The organism is Spirosoma spitsbergense DSM 19989 (assembly GCF_000374085.1).
Taxonomy (GTDB): domain Bacteria; phylum Bacteroidota; class Bacteroidia; order Cytophagales; family Spirosomataceae; genus Spirosoma; species Spirosoma spitsbergense.
Map to the genome: position 1 here is coordinate 1 of NZ_KB893570.1, position 13,787 is coordinate 13,787.

Here is a 13,787-nt window from a genome sequence, read left to right on the forward strand (position 1 = left end):
GTACGAATAGTGGAAAAGCAATACGAAAAGGGACTAAAAACGGCGCGGTCGGAAATTGACCTGACCCGCATTCGCCCTCATCCAATCAATCCACAACTTACCTATCTCGTACTTGCTTAAAATGTCACCTTATTTTATCAGCATTACTAAGGTGGTTTTCATCCCCAAAAAAAACATGATTCAACTTATTCTGATTGTCGTTTTAGGCCTGCTGGCTCAGTTAGTACTTCCCTGGTGGAGCGTGGCTATTGTGACATTTCTGGTATGCCTTTGGCGTTCCCAAAGTGCAGGACAGGCATTCACGTATAGTTTTTATGGTGTTGCGCTTGTATGGCTGGGCTACGCGTTATTTATCTACGCGCAGGCTGGCGGAGATTTCATTGGTCGGATGGGCGAGTTACTCTTTAAAGTAAATAATGCGTCCCTTCCTACGCTGGCAACAGCCATTCTGGGTGGGCTGGTTGGGGGGCTGAGTGGCTTATCGGGGTTCTATATTCGGCAGGCATCTGGAAGCCGCATTGCTCCTGATGCTACTAGCCGCACTCGTTTATAATCCAACAATTCCCTATACCTTTGTAAAATAAACTTGTAACTAACTGATTTATTTACTGTGAAGAATGCCTCATTGATTCTAAATGTCATCCTGACCATTGCCGTAGCTGTACTGTACTACCTGCATTTTAAAGGCCCCCAAACAGAAACGACTCCAGTTGCCAAAGCACCGGTTGAGGCCAAAGGGAAAGCGATTGTCTACGTAAATGTTGATTCGCTGTTAACCAAGTACGATTTTTTTAAGGACACTCAGAAAGTCCTGGAAAGCAAGCGTTTTCAGCTTGAAAATGACCTCGCTAACAAAGGAAAAAACTTACAGAATAAAGTAGCTTTCTTCCAGCAGAAAGCCCCAACCATGACGCAGGAGCAGGGTCGTGCTACCGAAGCGTCACTCCAGAAAGAACAACAGGATATTATGGCCTATAGAGATCGGGCCGCGCAAAATCTGGCAGCCGAGGAGCAAAATAAGAATAAGGAGTTATACGACCAGATTTACGATTACCTTAAAAAGATAAATGCTCAGAATAAATATGAGTTTGTTTTGGGCTACACAAAAGGAGGAGGCATCCTGTTTGCCGATCCATCTGCCGACCGGACAAGCGTGATTCTGGGTGGATTGAATAAAGAGTATCAGGAAAAGGAAACATCCAAGAAGAAAAAATAAACGCGTTCTCTTTCGTTTCAGGCAAAAGCAAAAACCCGGCTCAATAACTAGTGAGCCGGGTTTTTGCTTTTGGTGAAATTCACTTCCAACTCTGTTCGAGTAGAAACGGGAGTTCAGAAAATCGTCCAACAGTTGCTTTCACTTCACCGATACCTCAACGTCTGCTTTCGCCAACGCGCCACAGAATTGTTGCCAGACCGCCAAAGGCCAGTGCGCCCAGCAACATGTACCCCTCTTCGCCCAACGCGCTAGCCAGGGCCGGTTCCAGCGTTAAGGACGCCAGTCCGTTGTAAACGGTTTCATTAACTGATAACAAGGCGACAAGGACACCGGCCAATGCTCCCCCAGCTACCAGACCGGTTGCAAACAGGTTGCCTTTTCCAAGGTCAGGGTCTTCTTCAACCGTCCCTTTCCGTTTGGCATTCCAGTCGACAATTGACTTCACCAGGCCACCCGCAAAAATGGGCAGGGTGGTAGAAAGGGGGAGGTATAGCCCCACCGCAAATGCCAGTGCACTAACGCCACACAATTCAAATACGAAAGCAATGAACGCCCCCACCAGCACAAATTGCCAGTCGAGGTTGAACGACAGCAAGCCTTTGATGAGGGTGGCCATCAGCGTTCCCTGCGGAGCTGGAAACTTATCTGAACCAATGGCGTGTGTGATACCCTGCGCCAGCAAATCGGGGGTAGGGGTATCTAACACTTTCACCGTTGCTCCAATGACCAGCGAGGAAACAATAACGCCGATAAACAGCGCTATCTGCTGGTATTTTGGGGTCGCCCCCACCAGATAACCGGTTTTCAAATCCTGCGAGGTAGCCCCGGCATTAGCAGCCGCCACGCAAATCATACTACCCACTACCAGTACGGCAGGTTCAAACGCTTTACCAGTCAGGCCGAAAGCGATGAAGATGAGTGACGTGCCCATGATGGTCGCAATGGTCATACCCGATACCGGCGACGAACTGGAGCCAATCAAGCCCACAATCCGACTGGCTACGGTGACGAAGAAGAAACCAAATACCAGCACCAGAATAGCAATCAGTAGCTTGGTCAGAATCGAATCACCGGGAATTTGCGGGAGTACAACCATCAGCAGGGTAAGCACTACGCTCCCGATGATAACAATCCGAACACTCAAATCCTGTTCGGTACGGGGGGTATGGCTTCCCTCGCTCAATGCTTCTTCCTCTTCAATTGCCTTAACGGACGACCGGCTGAAACTTTGTTTAAAGGATGAAATAATGGTCGGGATGGTTTTAATCAGGGTCATAAACCCGCCTGCTGTAACGGCCCCGGCCCCAATTTGCCGGATATATGCCCGATAAATGGCAGCTGCCGTATCGGCAAAGGTGTGCGTTGTGGGATTCCACCCGCCCGGTCCGCCCGCCGTCTGGAGATTATCGAGGTAGCCGAGTTTTTGGAGTTGCAGGGCAATGGTATCACCCGGTACAACTGACGCCAGCAGGGGAATCAATCCTAGCCAGGCCAGAATACCACCACCGACCAGTACCGCCGAAATGCGAAAACCAATAATATAACCAACACCCAGATACTCCGGTGTTATTTCTCCCGCTACCTGTGCCGATGGAAAGTATCGATTCGTTTGGCGGGTAGCCCAAACCGGCACCTCAGCAACGACGTGCAGTACTTTTTGCAACAGCGCATACAAGGCCGCAGCTCCCAGTCCCTGATAGGCTGTTTTGGCAAAATCCCCCCCGCGTTCACCCGCTATCAGCACCGACGCACAGGCGGTTCCTTCCGGATACGGCAACGTACCATGCTCCTGCACAATCAATGGCCTCCGAAGGGGAATCATCATTAGCGTGCCAATCAGTCCACCCAGAATGGCCAGCGTGAGAATAGTCCAGTAATTGAAGAAGTCAGCCCCCGTTCCGTTGGTCAGAAACAGAAAGCCCGGCATGGTAAATNCCNCCCCCGACGCGATACTCTCCCCCGCCGAACCGGTTGTTTGAATAATGTTATTTTCGAGAATGGTGGTGTTTAAAAACCGACGACCAAGCGAAATAGCCAGTACCGCAATGGGAATAGAAGCGGATACGGACAAACCGGCTTTTAGAGACAGATACACCGTTGCGGCTCCAAACAGTACGCCAAACACCGCCCCGGTAATGATAGCTTTCAGGGTAAACTCAGCCGGTGATTCGGAAGCGGGTATAAATGGCTTATGGGCGGGTATGGGTTGAGACATAGTCTGACAATTTGTGAAGCCTGTAATTGAACTTCACAAAGTAAGACATTCCCCGCTTATACCCAATCCCGTTATATAGGCCGGGTTGTGTATTGATCCATCACATCGCTGGGATGGATTTCGAGCACATTGGCCAACACAAGCAATACGAGTGTTCGGGACGCTATCCGGCGCGAAATACCAGCAATCGATGCAAATAGATCGACCGTAATGCTGTTGTGCTCGCCGAGATGCTGCATGAGTCGGTGTTCTTTTTCTCCATACGTAAAGCGAATGTGCCGTTCGGCCTGTTCGCCCTTCAGGATTTCGCGCACCTCGCGGCTGGCCTGCACCGATTTATCGGCTACGCGCACGTAAACCTTCTTATCGTCGGGGTTGGCGGGGTCGGGAATAATGTAGTGGGGTCGGGTGGGGCTACGAGGCACACGAATAACAAGAACTTCCCGTTCGTCGTAAAGCTGCACCCGTTCGATTGTGTAGGAAATACGCGGAAAACAGAATTTGTTGATGGCCCGGACGAGCAGGTATTCATCCTCGTCGGCATATTTCAGTCCCGGAATCCGTTTGTCGTCGGCGACGCCGATGAGCATGATACCGCCGTTTGTATTAGCGAAGGCTACCACGCCCCGGATTATTTTCTCGGGATGATTTGTTTTCAGCTTAAACTCTAAACTACTACTCTCTCCCCGTCTGACCAGGTTTTTAAGCGCCTGATAGTCCATAACCGATGGGTTCATCTGGTTGAGCACTGACTTGCTATAAAGATACTACTTTTGAATAAACTTGCAACTATTCTGTATATATCTCTATTTTTCGGTAAAAAGTTAACCAGTAGAAGCCAACTTTTCAATAAATCAATCTGTTAATAAAACGAATTACACTGCTCAAATAACACGAATATGTTGATAAACATTGCGCTGGTTGTAGGCACTTTCCTATTTATGGAAGGTGTTGCCTGGTTTACCCACAAGTACATCATGCACGGTTTTTTATGGAGTTGGCACCGCGATCACCATAATCACCACAATGATTTTTTCGAGATGAATGACCTTTTTGCCGTTGTCTTCGCCATCACATCCATCGGTTTGATTGGTACGGGAGTTGCTTTTCCCGAAGTAGGTTTTTTAACCTGGATCGGAGCGGGAGTTACGCTGTATGGTTTTTTTTACTTTGTCTTCCACGATATTATTGTCCATCGGCGCGTAAAACTGAAGGTTAATACCAGTGGCCGATATATGCAGCGTATCATGCGTGCCCATTACATCCATCACAAGATACACTCCAAAGAAGGGGCAGAAGCGTTCGGATTTCTTTACGCTCCCGAAAAATATGATCGGCCCGTGAAAGAGAAGAAGGCAGAGACACAAGCGAGTCAATACTAATTCAGATTGGCAAGGATATAAGAGCAAAGAATTACGACACTGCCAATCGATAGCTTACTTCTTTATTCTCACGTCTATTTTCGTCTGAATTAGCAGATTGTCGCAGACTTCAGTCAGGGCTATCCGGCTTGACTGAAGAAGTACAAAAAGCAAAAAGGCGTAATTCGAAGAGAATTACGCCTTTTTGCTTTAATGATACCAGGGTGTCTTAGTACTCGTCCTCGTTGAAAAAGAAATCATCTTTAGTGGGATAATCAGGCCAGATTTCTTCAATACTTTCGTAAGGTTGACCGTCGTCTTCAAGTTCCTGAAGATTTTCTACTACTTCGAGGGGGGCACCTGAGCGAATCGAATAGTCGATTAATTCGTCTTTTGTGGCGGGCCAGGGGGCGTCTTCCAGATAGGAAGCTAATTCGAGTGTCCAGTACATAGTATGTCTTTTAGTTAATAGCTATTTCCAATGAGGGTGCAAAAGTAAAAAAAACGGTAATATCCAAGCTATTTTTGCCAAAAATGTTTGACGTATCTGTTTTGCCGGGATTTAGGCGATTAACGTGCTGAAAGTTTTTTTGTTTTACGTTTGAGTTTGACTGACGGAAAATGTTTCAATTATATTTTTCACGTCCTGAAAATGATGCTTATTGAAGTTTGTGTATACTCGCTAGAATCGTGCCAGACGGCACAACGGGCTGGAGCCAGTCGGGTTGAATTATGCGGTGGAATGGCCGAAGGAGGCACTACGCCCAGCGCCGGATTAATTCAACTGGCCCGGCAAAACCTGTCCATTCCAATCCATGTGATGATTCGGCCCAGAGGGGGTGATTTTCACTATTCTGAAACCGAACTGGCGGTTATGAGAGTGGATATTAAGGTGGCTAAATCGCTGGGGGCAGATGGGCTGGTATTTGGGATACTGAATGCCGATGGCACCGTAAATGAAACACAAACAAAGGAATTGGTAGAATTAGCCCAACCCTTACCCGTCACGTTCCACCGCGCATTCGATATGACTCGTGACCCGTTGGAAGCACTGGAAGCAGTAATCAGATCGGGAGCCACCTGCATTCTTACCTCCGGCCAGCATCAGACTGCCGAGCAGGGATTATCTGTACTTCGGCAACTAACCGAAAAAGCAGCTGGCCGTATCACGCTTATGGCTGGGGCTGGGGTGAATACCCACAATGCAGGTCAATTGGCTGAATCGGGCGTAGATATCCTGCACCTGAGTGGTAGTCAGAAAGAAGATAGCCGGATGAGGTACCGGCAACCATCGGTATCCATGGCTTCGTCAATAGCTGGCGAATATGAATACATAGAGGCTGGTGAGGATAAGATAAAAAGCCTGCTTCTCTCTTTTTCGATGCCAAAGCAGTAACTTCGTTTATGATAGAACCGAATGAGATTGAGAAAACAACTGCCGCAATAGCTAATAAATACCGGCTCTCAATCCTGCTCGAACTGGCAAAAAAAGGCAGTATCACCGGCACTGGAGCACAGGAAATTACAGGTTTATCGCAACCATGCGTTTCCCACCACGTGAAACTACTGGTAGATAGTGGGTTAGTTGTCAGTCAAAAAACGGGCCGTTGCCAGAAGCTTTCGCTCAACAAAGAAGTCTTCGATAAATTGGCCGGTTTTCTGAAAAAATTGAGCGAATAACCGGAAATGCATTTAAACTTTTCGATATATCAGTGCGTTCACCTACCGAAATTCAACCAACTGTTTCGGTATGTCACAGAAATTATTCTCTCCTGCCACGCTGGGTAAACTTACCCTGCAAAATCATATTGTGATGGCTCCCATGACTCGTAGCCGGGCTACGGTCGATCATATTCCAACACCTATCATAGCGGAGTATTATGCCCAGCGTGCTTCGGCTGGCCTTATCATTACCGAAGATACATCTCCCTCACCCAATGGCGAAGGCTATGCCCGCATTCCGGGCCTGTATAATGCCGACCAGGTAAACGGCTGGAAACCCGTAACAAAAGCGGTACACGAAAAAGGCAGTAAAATCTTCGCTCAACTCATGCATACTGGGCGTATCGGGCACTTGGCTAACCTAACTAACGGTGGCGAAGTAGTGGCTCCATCAGCTACGGCAGCCAGCGGGCAGATGTATACCGATACGGAAGGCATGCAAGACCACCCAACGCCCCGCGCCCTGACTACGGATGAAGTGAAGGCTGTCATTCAGGAGTTTGTTATAGCCGCTCAGAACGCAATTGAAGCGGGTTTCGATGGGGTAGAGTTGCACGGAGCAAATGGCTATCTGATCGAACAGTTTCTTAATCCTTCGTCTAATCAACGCACCGACGAGTTTGGCAGTAGTGTTGAAAATCGCTCCCGGTTTGTCCTGGAAACAGCCGAAGCCGTTGGGAAAGCTATTGGTTTCGAGAAAACGGGTATCCGGCTATCGCCCTATGGTGCCAACGGCGACATGCATCCTTACGATGAAATCGACGAAACGTATACTCACCTGGCGAAGCAACTTAACGAACTTGGTCTAGTATATATTCACCTGGTCGACCACTCGGCAATGGGCGCCCCCACTGTGCCTTCACATATTGTAGAAACCATTCGGAATGCATTCAACGGTACGCTCATTCTGTCGGGTGGGTACGATGCAGACCGGGCTGAAGTGGATCTGGACAATAACAAGGGCGATTTGATTGCCTTCGGCCGTCCATTTATCTCGAATCCCGATTTAGTCGAGCGGTTCAAAACGGGTGCCGAACTTAACCAGCCGGATTTCAACACCTTCTACACCCCCGGCGAAAAAGGGTATACCGATTACCCGACTTTACAGAACGACCGTTCGGCTACCATAGATGAAAACACGGTCGCTGAAAACTAACTTCATTGCTCTGGCCAGTACCTGCTTTTCTACTTCGTGGCCTTCCGTAGCCATGTCGGCAGCGGTATACCGGTGATTTACTTCTATCACGCTCTGAGCAATGATGGGGCCTTCGTCCAATTCGTTATTCACGTAATGAGCGGTGGCCCCAATTATTTTCACCCCCCGTTCAAACGCCTGCCGATAGGGGTTTGCCCCGACAAAAGCGGGCAAGAAGGAATGGTGGATGTTAATAATTCGGTTTGGAAAGTGATTGACAAAATCGGCGGTTAGTACGCGCATGTACTTCGCCAGCACTACATATTCCGGTTCGTAACCGGAAAGCGTTTTCAGAATGGCATCTTCGTGTTCTTCGCGGGTTTTGCCCTCGTGCGAGATGTAATGAAACGGAACCCCAAACTTACTGACCAACGGTTGCAGAGTGTTGTAGTTGCTGACAACGGCCAGCATATTGGCATCTAATTCATCGAACGCGTACCGAATCAGCAACTCGCCCAGACAGTGGTGTTCTTTAGTAACCATCACCACAATATTTTTCTTCTGCTTCGGATTCAGCCGGAACCGGATAGCCAATGGGTTTGCCCAATCGGGTAATGTAGTTTGCAATTCGGTCAGCAGCGCGTCCGTATCGAGTGTACCCTCAAACTCCGTTCGCATAAAGAACCGCCCGTCGGGGGTAACGTACTCATCGTTATGAATCACGTTCAGATTGTGCCGGAGCAACACGCCCATGACGTGATAAATCAGGCCCTTGCTGTCAGGGCCATCCATGAGCAGAATGTGTTTGGTACTTGACGTATTCATAATCTGACGATTGACCTCAATAAAGTAAGTAAAAGACAGAGCAATTACTACCCGTCTTCTGGTTACTCCCCCCTACGATATAAACTACCAGTATAGGGTTCGTACTCGACCAATACTAGGGACACAGTTTTGAGGAAGGCAATTTCGCTGCGGCTAGTTACTATTTGTACGTCTTTCGGTAGAGGTAGCGAGAAAAACCCTCGGATCTGTAACCGCATCCATATCCAAGAGAAGAATGGATGTACTGGTACTAGGTGAGTTAGTATGCCTATTTTGCCCACAACTCATTACACGGAACCAAGATTTGGCAATGGACATCATCGGTAGTAGCAAAAGTGCGTATCAGTTTCGGCATGGGTAGCGAATAAGAAGTATACAAAATAGGTGTTAGGCTTCTCTGAAACAAACAAATCATCTACCTTCGGCAATGATTATACGGTAATCATATTGAATCAAAACCTGGTTATTTCTCCTGGTGTGCTGACTTTATAACTAATTAGTAGATTTAGGACCAAATTAACATTTCCTTACCCTATGCTAAATCGTCGCCGTTTCCTAACCCTGAGTTCGCTATCCGGCCTGTTCCCTTCACTGGCTTTTGCTCATAAAAACAGTGTACTACATTCAGCCCCCACCAGTGGCCCGCTCGTTATCTCTACCTGGAAACAGCCCAAAGCAAATGCCGCAGCGCAGGCCGCTTTAGATAAAGGGGGTAGTGCGCTGGATGCCGTTGAAGCAGGCGTTAAAATACCAGAAGCAGACCCCGATGATATGAGCGTTGGCTATGGGGGCCGCCCCGACCGGGATGGTCACGTTACGCTCGATGCCTGCATTATGGATGAGAAAGGAAATGCCGGGTCCGTGACCTTTCTGGAACACATCAAGCACCCCATTTCCGTAGCGAGGGCAGTGATGGAAAAAACGCCACACGTCATGCTTAGTGGCGAAGGAGCCTTAAACTTCGCATTGGCAAATGGGTTTACAAAAGAGAATCTCCTTACGCCAAAAGCGGAGAAAGAATGGCGGGAATGGCTCAAAACGGCGAAGTATAAACCCATTGCCAATATAGAACGGCACGATACCATCGGAATGCTGGCCATTGATAGCAAGGGTAACATCTCCGGGGCTTGTACTACCAGTGGACTGGCGTATAAGATGCGGGGTCGGGTAGGCGATTCGCCCATTATTGGGGCGGGTTTGTTTGTGGATAATGAATTTGGAGGTGCCTGTGCTACCGGTTTGGGTGAACTGGTTATGCGTACCTGCGGCTCTTTTCTGGTGGTTGAGTTAATGCGGCAGGGCCGTACACCCCAACAGGCATGCGAAGAGGCTGCTCTCCGAATTGTAAATAAGCAGGATTTTAAGGATATACAGGTCGGTTTTCTGGCCGTGAATAAGCAGGGAGAGTACGGCGCATTTAGCATTCAGAAGGGTTTTAACTACACTATCACGCTAAACAGGGCTGTACAGGTAATTGATGCTAAATCATATTTAAAATAAACAAATTTTTCTTTTATTGTTTATACTAGTTATTTGCAAGGTAAAAGTATGCTGTAGGTACCCATACTAACTAATTACTCAAAATCAGTAACTACATTGGAATCAGTCTTTTCAACATCGAAGCGGAAACTCCTACTCGAAATAGCCTGGGAGGTATGTAATCAGGTAGGCGGAATTTATACGGTTATCCGGTCGAAAGTACCGGCAATGGTCGAAAAGTGGGACGATAACTATGTAGCCCTGGGGCCTTACTTCCCACAGCGGTCAGCGGCCGAATTTGAACCTATTGTTGAACTGGACGAAACGGAAATTGGACAGACCGTTCGGAAGATGCGTCAATTGGGGTACGGGGTTGAGTATGGTTACTGGCTCGTTACGGGCCGTCCCCGGGTAGTGCTGTTCGATATAAACAGCATTAGTACAGACCAGTTGAATCAAATAAAGACGCAACTATGGATAAACCATCAATTATCCACACTAAATGTTGAAGACCTCGTCAACCAGACGATTGTTTTTGGCGAGATGGTGCGTCAGTTCATTACCCTGCTGGCCGAAGGACACGCAAAACGGGTTGATTTTGTAGCGCATTTTCACGAATGGATGGCCAGTACCGGCCTGCCTGATCTGCGTCGCGATAACGTTAAAGTAGCGACTGTTTTCACCACTCACGCTACGATGCTGGGTCGGTATCTGGCTCAAAATGAACCGGGCTTTTACGGCAAACTACCCTTTTTCGACTGGAAGCGGGAAGCACAGCATTACGGAATTGAAACGCAGGCTACCATCGAGCGATTAGCTGCGCTGCAAGCAAACGTGTTTACAACGGTTAGCGACGTAACAGCGCGTGAATGTGAGGTTTTTCTGGGTCGAAGTCCGGATCTTGTCCTCCCCAATGGTCTTAATGTGACTCGTTTTGCCGCCGTTCACGAATTTCAGAATCTGCACGTCCAATACAAGGAGAAAATTCATGAGTTCGTAATGGGGCACTTTTTCCAGAGTTACTCGTTCGATCTGGAAAAAACGCTCTATTTCTTTACCTCGGGCCGTTTCGAGTTTTCCAATAAAGGCTACGACATCACCCTGGAAGCCTTGGCCCGTCTGAATCATCGGATGCGGGAAAATAATATGGACATGACGGTGGTCATGTTTATGGTTACCAAGCAGCCTTACACCTCTATAAATCCAGAAGTACTTCATTCGCGGGCACTGCTCAATGAAATTCAGGAAACCTGCGAAAGCATTGAAAAACAGGTAGGTGACCGATTATTTCATGCGGCAGCCTCCAACACGCAGAGCACGAAACTGCCGGATCTAAACAATTTTGTGGATGAGTACTGGCGCCTTCGCCTACGGAGGACAGTTCAGAGTTGGAAAACGCATCGATTACCTCCCTACGTTACCCACAATCTGGTACAACCGGATGATATGACCCGGTTTATCGAAAAAGCAAATCTGGTCAACAATGAATACGACCGGGTCAAAATCGTTTATCACCCGGATTTTATTGCCTCTACCAATCCCCTGTTTGGCCTGGATTACAGCCAGTTTGTTCGGGGCTGCCACCTTGGCGTATTTCCGAGTTATTATGAACCGTGGGGCTATACACCCCTGGAATGCGTTGTACGAGGCATTCCAACGGTTACCAGCGATCAGTCGGGTTTCGGTGATTTTATCATGCAGATTATGCGTGATTACGAAAACCGGGGTATATACGTTATCAACCGGCGCACCCAGTCGTTCGATGAAGCTGCTGACCAACTGACCGATGTACTGTACCGGTTTGTCAAAATGGCCCAGCGCGACCGTATCAAGCAGCGAAATCAGGTGGAAAGTATCGCCGATGTGTTCGACTGGAGCAGTCTTCGCTCCTACTACGATACGGCGCACGATTTAGCATTGAAGCGGAAAAAGCCGTAAACTGATGTGTGAACTATGATGTAGGATGTGGATAACCACAGACACCTTACATCATAGTTTGCCTATACAACCTCATAGTTCACACGTGATCAAAATCGGTATTATTAACGTCTCAGATCGGGCAAGTGCGGGTATATACGAAGATATTCCCGGAAAAGCCGTGGTTGGTTTCCTAACCGAATGGCTCAGTTGCGACTGGCAACCCGTTTACCGCATCATTCCTGACGAGCAAAATCAGCTGGAAGCCACCCTGATTGAACTGGCCGACCAGGAAGGTTGCTGTCTGGTCGTTACAACCGGCGGTACCGGTCCTGCTGTGCGCGACGTAACTCCCGAAGCTACGGAAGCTGTCTGCCAGAAATTGATGCCCGGTTTTGGGGAGTTAATGCGGCAGGAAAGCCTAAAATACGTCCCAACGGCCATTTTATCCCGCCAAACGGCTGGTATCCGGAATCAGACACTTATGCTGAATTTACCGGGCAAGCCGAAGGCCATAGGCCAATGCCTATCGGTCGTGTTTCCCGCTATCCCCTATTGTATCGACCTTATCGGCGGGCCTTTCCTGACTACCCACGAAGATAAAATGGCTGTATTCAGACCGAAATAATAGTGTTTCCTGCCTATTGAGGGGCGTTACGCTGGAAAGCTCACTTTTCCCATTGTTACACTGGGAACGCCCTCTCGCTTGCCGAATGACGTACGCCCACCAGCCAGGCTTTCATTCGCTAACACAGCGAATAAGACAGCTTCTTTGGCATCACCGTTTATACCAAGCTCATTTGTCCGACCAAAGGTACAATCGGGCAATAATGTCTGGAGCGTACGAGTGAGCACAGGATTGTGAACCCCTCCCCCACTCATGTAAATCCGAAATATGTGGGAATTAGCGTTCCCACATATTTCTTTGCCCTGTATGGTACGACTAATAGCATTTACAATCGTTTCAGCGCTGAATTGTACCAGCGTAGCCATTAAATCGGCGTTTGATAGAGCCTGGGTTTGACTCTTATCCTGAGCATCATTGACGTAATCCGTATTAAAAACTTCCGGGCCAGTCGTTTTAGGGAAAGGTGCCTCGAAGAACGCATTCGACTTCAATGCCTGAAGCAATGCATTATTAACAGTTCCGGAAGCCGCTAACAGACCGTCTTCATCGTACGGTTTATTCAGGAATTGGCGGGCATAAGCATCCAATAGTGTATTACCCGGTCCGGTATCCGTCGTGAAAACGTTGGTGGCGTCTCCATCGGCTGGTAGATAGGTAAAATTGGCAATACCACCCATGTTTAGCAGAATACGATTTTCATTCGGTTCAGAGAACATGAAGTAATCGCCGTAGACAGCCAATGGCGCCCCTTCGCCCCCGTGGGCTACGTGTTTCTGCCTAAAGTCGCTAAAGGTGATTATACCGGTTACAGCCGCAACATGGTCGCCATCGCCAATCTGGAGCGTAGCGTTAGGAAACTTCTCCTTTTGATGCTGACTTTTAGGAGCGTGGTAAACAGTTTGCCCATGACTAGCCACGCAGTCGATTATATCAGGCTGGATACCCCAGGTCTGTAAACAATCAAGAACCATTTGCCCATGCAGCCTGCCAATGTACGGGTTTAGCAAACAAAGGTGTTCGAAATTGATTTGGTCTTTGGCAAAAATCAGGCGAATATCGGCTTTCAGCTCATCAGCATAGGGCACTGTAGCGAACGCTTCGAGTATAACGTTGGTATCGGGACCGCTGCCTGAAATTCGGCATAGTGCCACATCAAGCCCATCGAGCGAAGTACCGGACATAAGACCAATGATTCGACGTTCGGTTTTTTGGGCGATATCGTATAAATGCTGGATTTGTACGTTCATACTGAAGAATTTGTTGACTGAAGTTAATTTTAGCGTTCACTG

The 13,787-nt window shown here is 48.1% G+C and carries 14 protein-coding genes; 9 read left to right on the plus strand and 5 right to left on the minus strand.

The window, feature by feature from the left end; all coding sequences use genetic code 11:
- The first annotated feature begins 175 nt into the window (after nt 1–175).
- A complete protein-coding gene (locus B157_RS0123285; RefSeq protein ID WP_041952253.1) occupies nt 176–553 on the plus strand; it encodes a hypothetical protein in 378 nt (125 codons plus the stop codon).
- A 57-nt stretch (nt 554–610) separates the two neighbouring features.
- Nucleotides 611–1,216 (plus strand): OmpH/Skp family outer membrane protein, encoded by a 606-nt coding sequence (locus tag B157_RS0123290; protein WP_020605720.1) that lies wholly within the window; start codon nt 611–613, stop codon nt 1,214–1,216.
- 154 nt (nt 1,217–1,370) lie between these two features.
- Here B157_RS0123290 and B157_RS0123295 read toward each other — a convergent pair whose 3' ends face one another.
- The gene (locus B157_RS0123295) at nt 1,371–3,431 is read right to left on the minus strand and encodes an OPT family oligopeptide transporter (protein ID WP_020605721.1); all 2,061 of its coding nucleotides are present in this window, start codon (nt 3,429–3,431) and stop codon (nt 1,371–1,373) included.
- A gap of 71 nt (nt 3,432–3,502) precedes the next feature.
- The gene (locus tag B157_RS0123300) at nt 3,503–4,168 is read right to left on the minus strand and encodes an AlbA family DNA-binding domain-containing protein (protein ID WP_020605722.1); all 666 of its coding nucleotides are present in this window, start codon (nt 4,166–4,168) and stop codon (nt 3,503–3,505) included.
- 162 nt (nt 4,169–4,330) lie between these two features.
- Between B157_RS0123300 and B157_RS0123305 the strand changes: the two genes are divergently transcribed.
- Nucleotides 4,331–4,813 carry a sterol desaturase family protein gene (locus B157_RS0123305; protein WP_020605723.1) on the plus strand — a complete coding sequence of 161 codons (483 nt, stop codon included), beginning with the start codon at nt 4,331–4,333 and terminating at the stop codon, nt 4,811–4,813.
- Nucleotides 4,814–5,021: 208 nt separating this feature from the next.
- Here B157_RS0123305 and B157_RS0123310 read toward each other — a convergent pair whose 3' ends face one another.
- Complete coding sequence (locus B157_RS0123310) at nt 5,022–5,243, minus strand: DUF2795 domain-containing protein (protein ID WP_009284883.1); 222 nt, start codon at nt 5,241–5,243, stop codon at nt 5,022–5,024.
- A gap of 204 nt (nt 5,244–5,447) precedes the next feature.
- Here B157_RS0123310 and B157_RS0123315 point away from each other — a divergent pair, with 204 nt between their 5' ends.
- From B157_RS0123315 to B157_RS0123325, 3 genes are all read left to right on the plus strand, one after another.
- Entirely contained in the window at nt 5,448–6,188 is a 741-nt protein-coding gene (locus B157_RS0123315) for a copper homeostasis protein CutC (protein WP_026308913.1), read from the plus strand.
- Between the two features lie 8 nt (nt 6,189–6,196).
- Entirely contained in the window at nt 6,197–6,472 is a 276-nt protein-coding gene (locus B157_RS0123320; RefSeq protein ID WP_020605725.1) for an ArsR/SmtB family transcription factor, read from the plus strand.
- 70 nt (nt 6,473–6,542) lie between these two features.
- Entirely contained in the window at nt 6,543–7,670 is a 1,128-nt protein-coding gene (locus B157_RS0123325; RefSeq protein WP_020605726.1) for an alkene reductase, read from the plus strand.
- Here the strand turns inward: B157_RS0123325 and purU are convergent.
- The gene (purU, locus tag B157_RS0123330) at nt 7,617–8,474 is read right to left on the minus strand and encodes a formyltetrahydrofolate deformylase (RefSeq protein ID WP_020605727.1); all 858 of its coding nucleotides are present in this window, start codon (nt 8,472–8,474) and stop codon (nt 7,617–7,619) included. The two genes, B157_RS0123325 and purU, sit on opposite strands and share 54 nt — an antisense overlap.
- Before the next feature lie 534 nt (nt 8,475–9,008).
- Here purU and B157_RS0123335 point away from each other — a divergent pair.
- The 3 genes from B157_RS0123335 (at nt 9,009) to mog (ending at nt 12,498) form a co-directional block, all read left to right on the plus strand.
- Nucleotides 9,009–9,974: an isoaspartyl peptidase/L-asparaginase family protein gene (locus tag B157_RS0123335; RefSeq protein ID WP_020605728.1), complete on the plus strand. Its 966-nt coding sequence runs from the start codon at nt 9,009–9,011 to the stop codon at nt 9,972–9,974.
- Between the two features lie 96 nt (nt 9,975–10,070).
- Nucleotides 10,071–11,891: a glycosyltransferase gene (locus tag B157_RS0123340; RefSeq protein WP_020605729.1), complete on the plus strand. Its 1,821-nt coding sequence runs from the start codon at nt 10,071–10,073 to the stop codon at nt 11,889–11,891.
- Between the two features lie 85 nt (nt 11,892–11,976).
- Nucleotides 11,977–12,498: a molybdopterin adenylyltransferase gene (gene mog / locus B157_RS0123345; protein ID WP_020605730.1), complete on the plus strand. Its 522-nt coding sequence runs from the start codon at nt 11,977–11,979 to the stop codon at nt 12,496–12,498.
- Nucleotides 12,499–12,524: 26 nt separating this feature from the next.
- On the opposite strand, the gene B157_RS0123350 is transcribed toward mog, so the two are convergent.
- Nucleotides 12,525–13,745, minus strand: coding sequence for an anhydro-N-acetylmuramic acid kinase (locus B157_RS0123350; RefSeq protein WP_020605731.1), 1,221 nt, complete (start codon nt 13,743–13,745; stop codon nt 12,525–12,527).
- Nucleotides 13,746–13,787 lie beyond the last annotated feature (42 nt).

Coding starts and splice junctions, on each gene's coding strand:
- purU (WP_020605727.1), bottom strand. CDS start 8,474: ATGAATACGTCAAGTACCAAACACATTCTGCTCATGGATGGCCCTGAC.
- B157_RS0123350 (WP_020605731.1), bottom strand. CDS start 13,745: ATGAACGTACAAATCCAGCATTTATACGATATCGCCCAAAAAACCGAA.
- B157_RS0123315 (WP_026308913.1), top strand. CDS start 5,448: ATGCTTATTGAAGTTTGTGTATACTCGCTAGAATCGTGCCAGACGGCA.
- B157_RS0123305 (WP_020605723.1), top strand. CDS start 4,331: ATGTTGATAAACATTGCGCTGGTTGTAGGCACTTTCCTATTTATGGAA.
- B157_RS0123320 (WP_020605725.1), top strand. CDS start 6,197: ATGATAGAACCGAATGAGATTGAGAAAACAACTGCCGCAATAGCTAAT.
- B157_RS0123285 (WP_041952253.1), top strand. CDS start 176: ATGATTCAACTTATTCTGATTGTCGTTTTAGGCCTGCTGGCTCAGTTA.
- B157_RS0123325 (WP_020605726.1), top strand. CDS start 6,543: ATGTCACAGAAATTATTCTCTCCTGCCACGCTGGGTAAACTTACCCTG.
- B157_RS0123300 (WP_020605722.1), bottom strand. CDS start 4,168: ATGAACCCATCGGTTATGGACTATCAGGCGCTTAAAAACCTGGTCAGA.
- B157_RS0123335 (WP_020605728.1), top strand. CDS start 9,009: ATGCTAAATCGTCGCCGTTTCCTAACCCTGAGTTCGCTATCCGGCCTG.
- B157_RS0123310 (WP_009284883.1), bottom strand. CDS start 5,243: ATGTACTGGACACTCGAATTAGCTTCCTATCTGGAAGACGCCCCCTGG.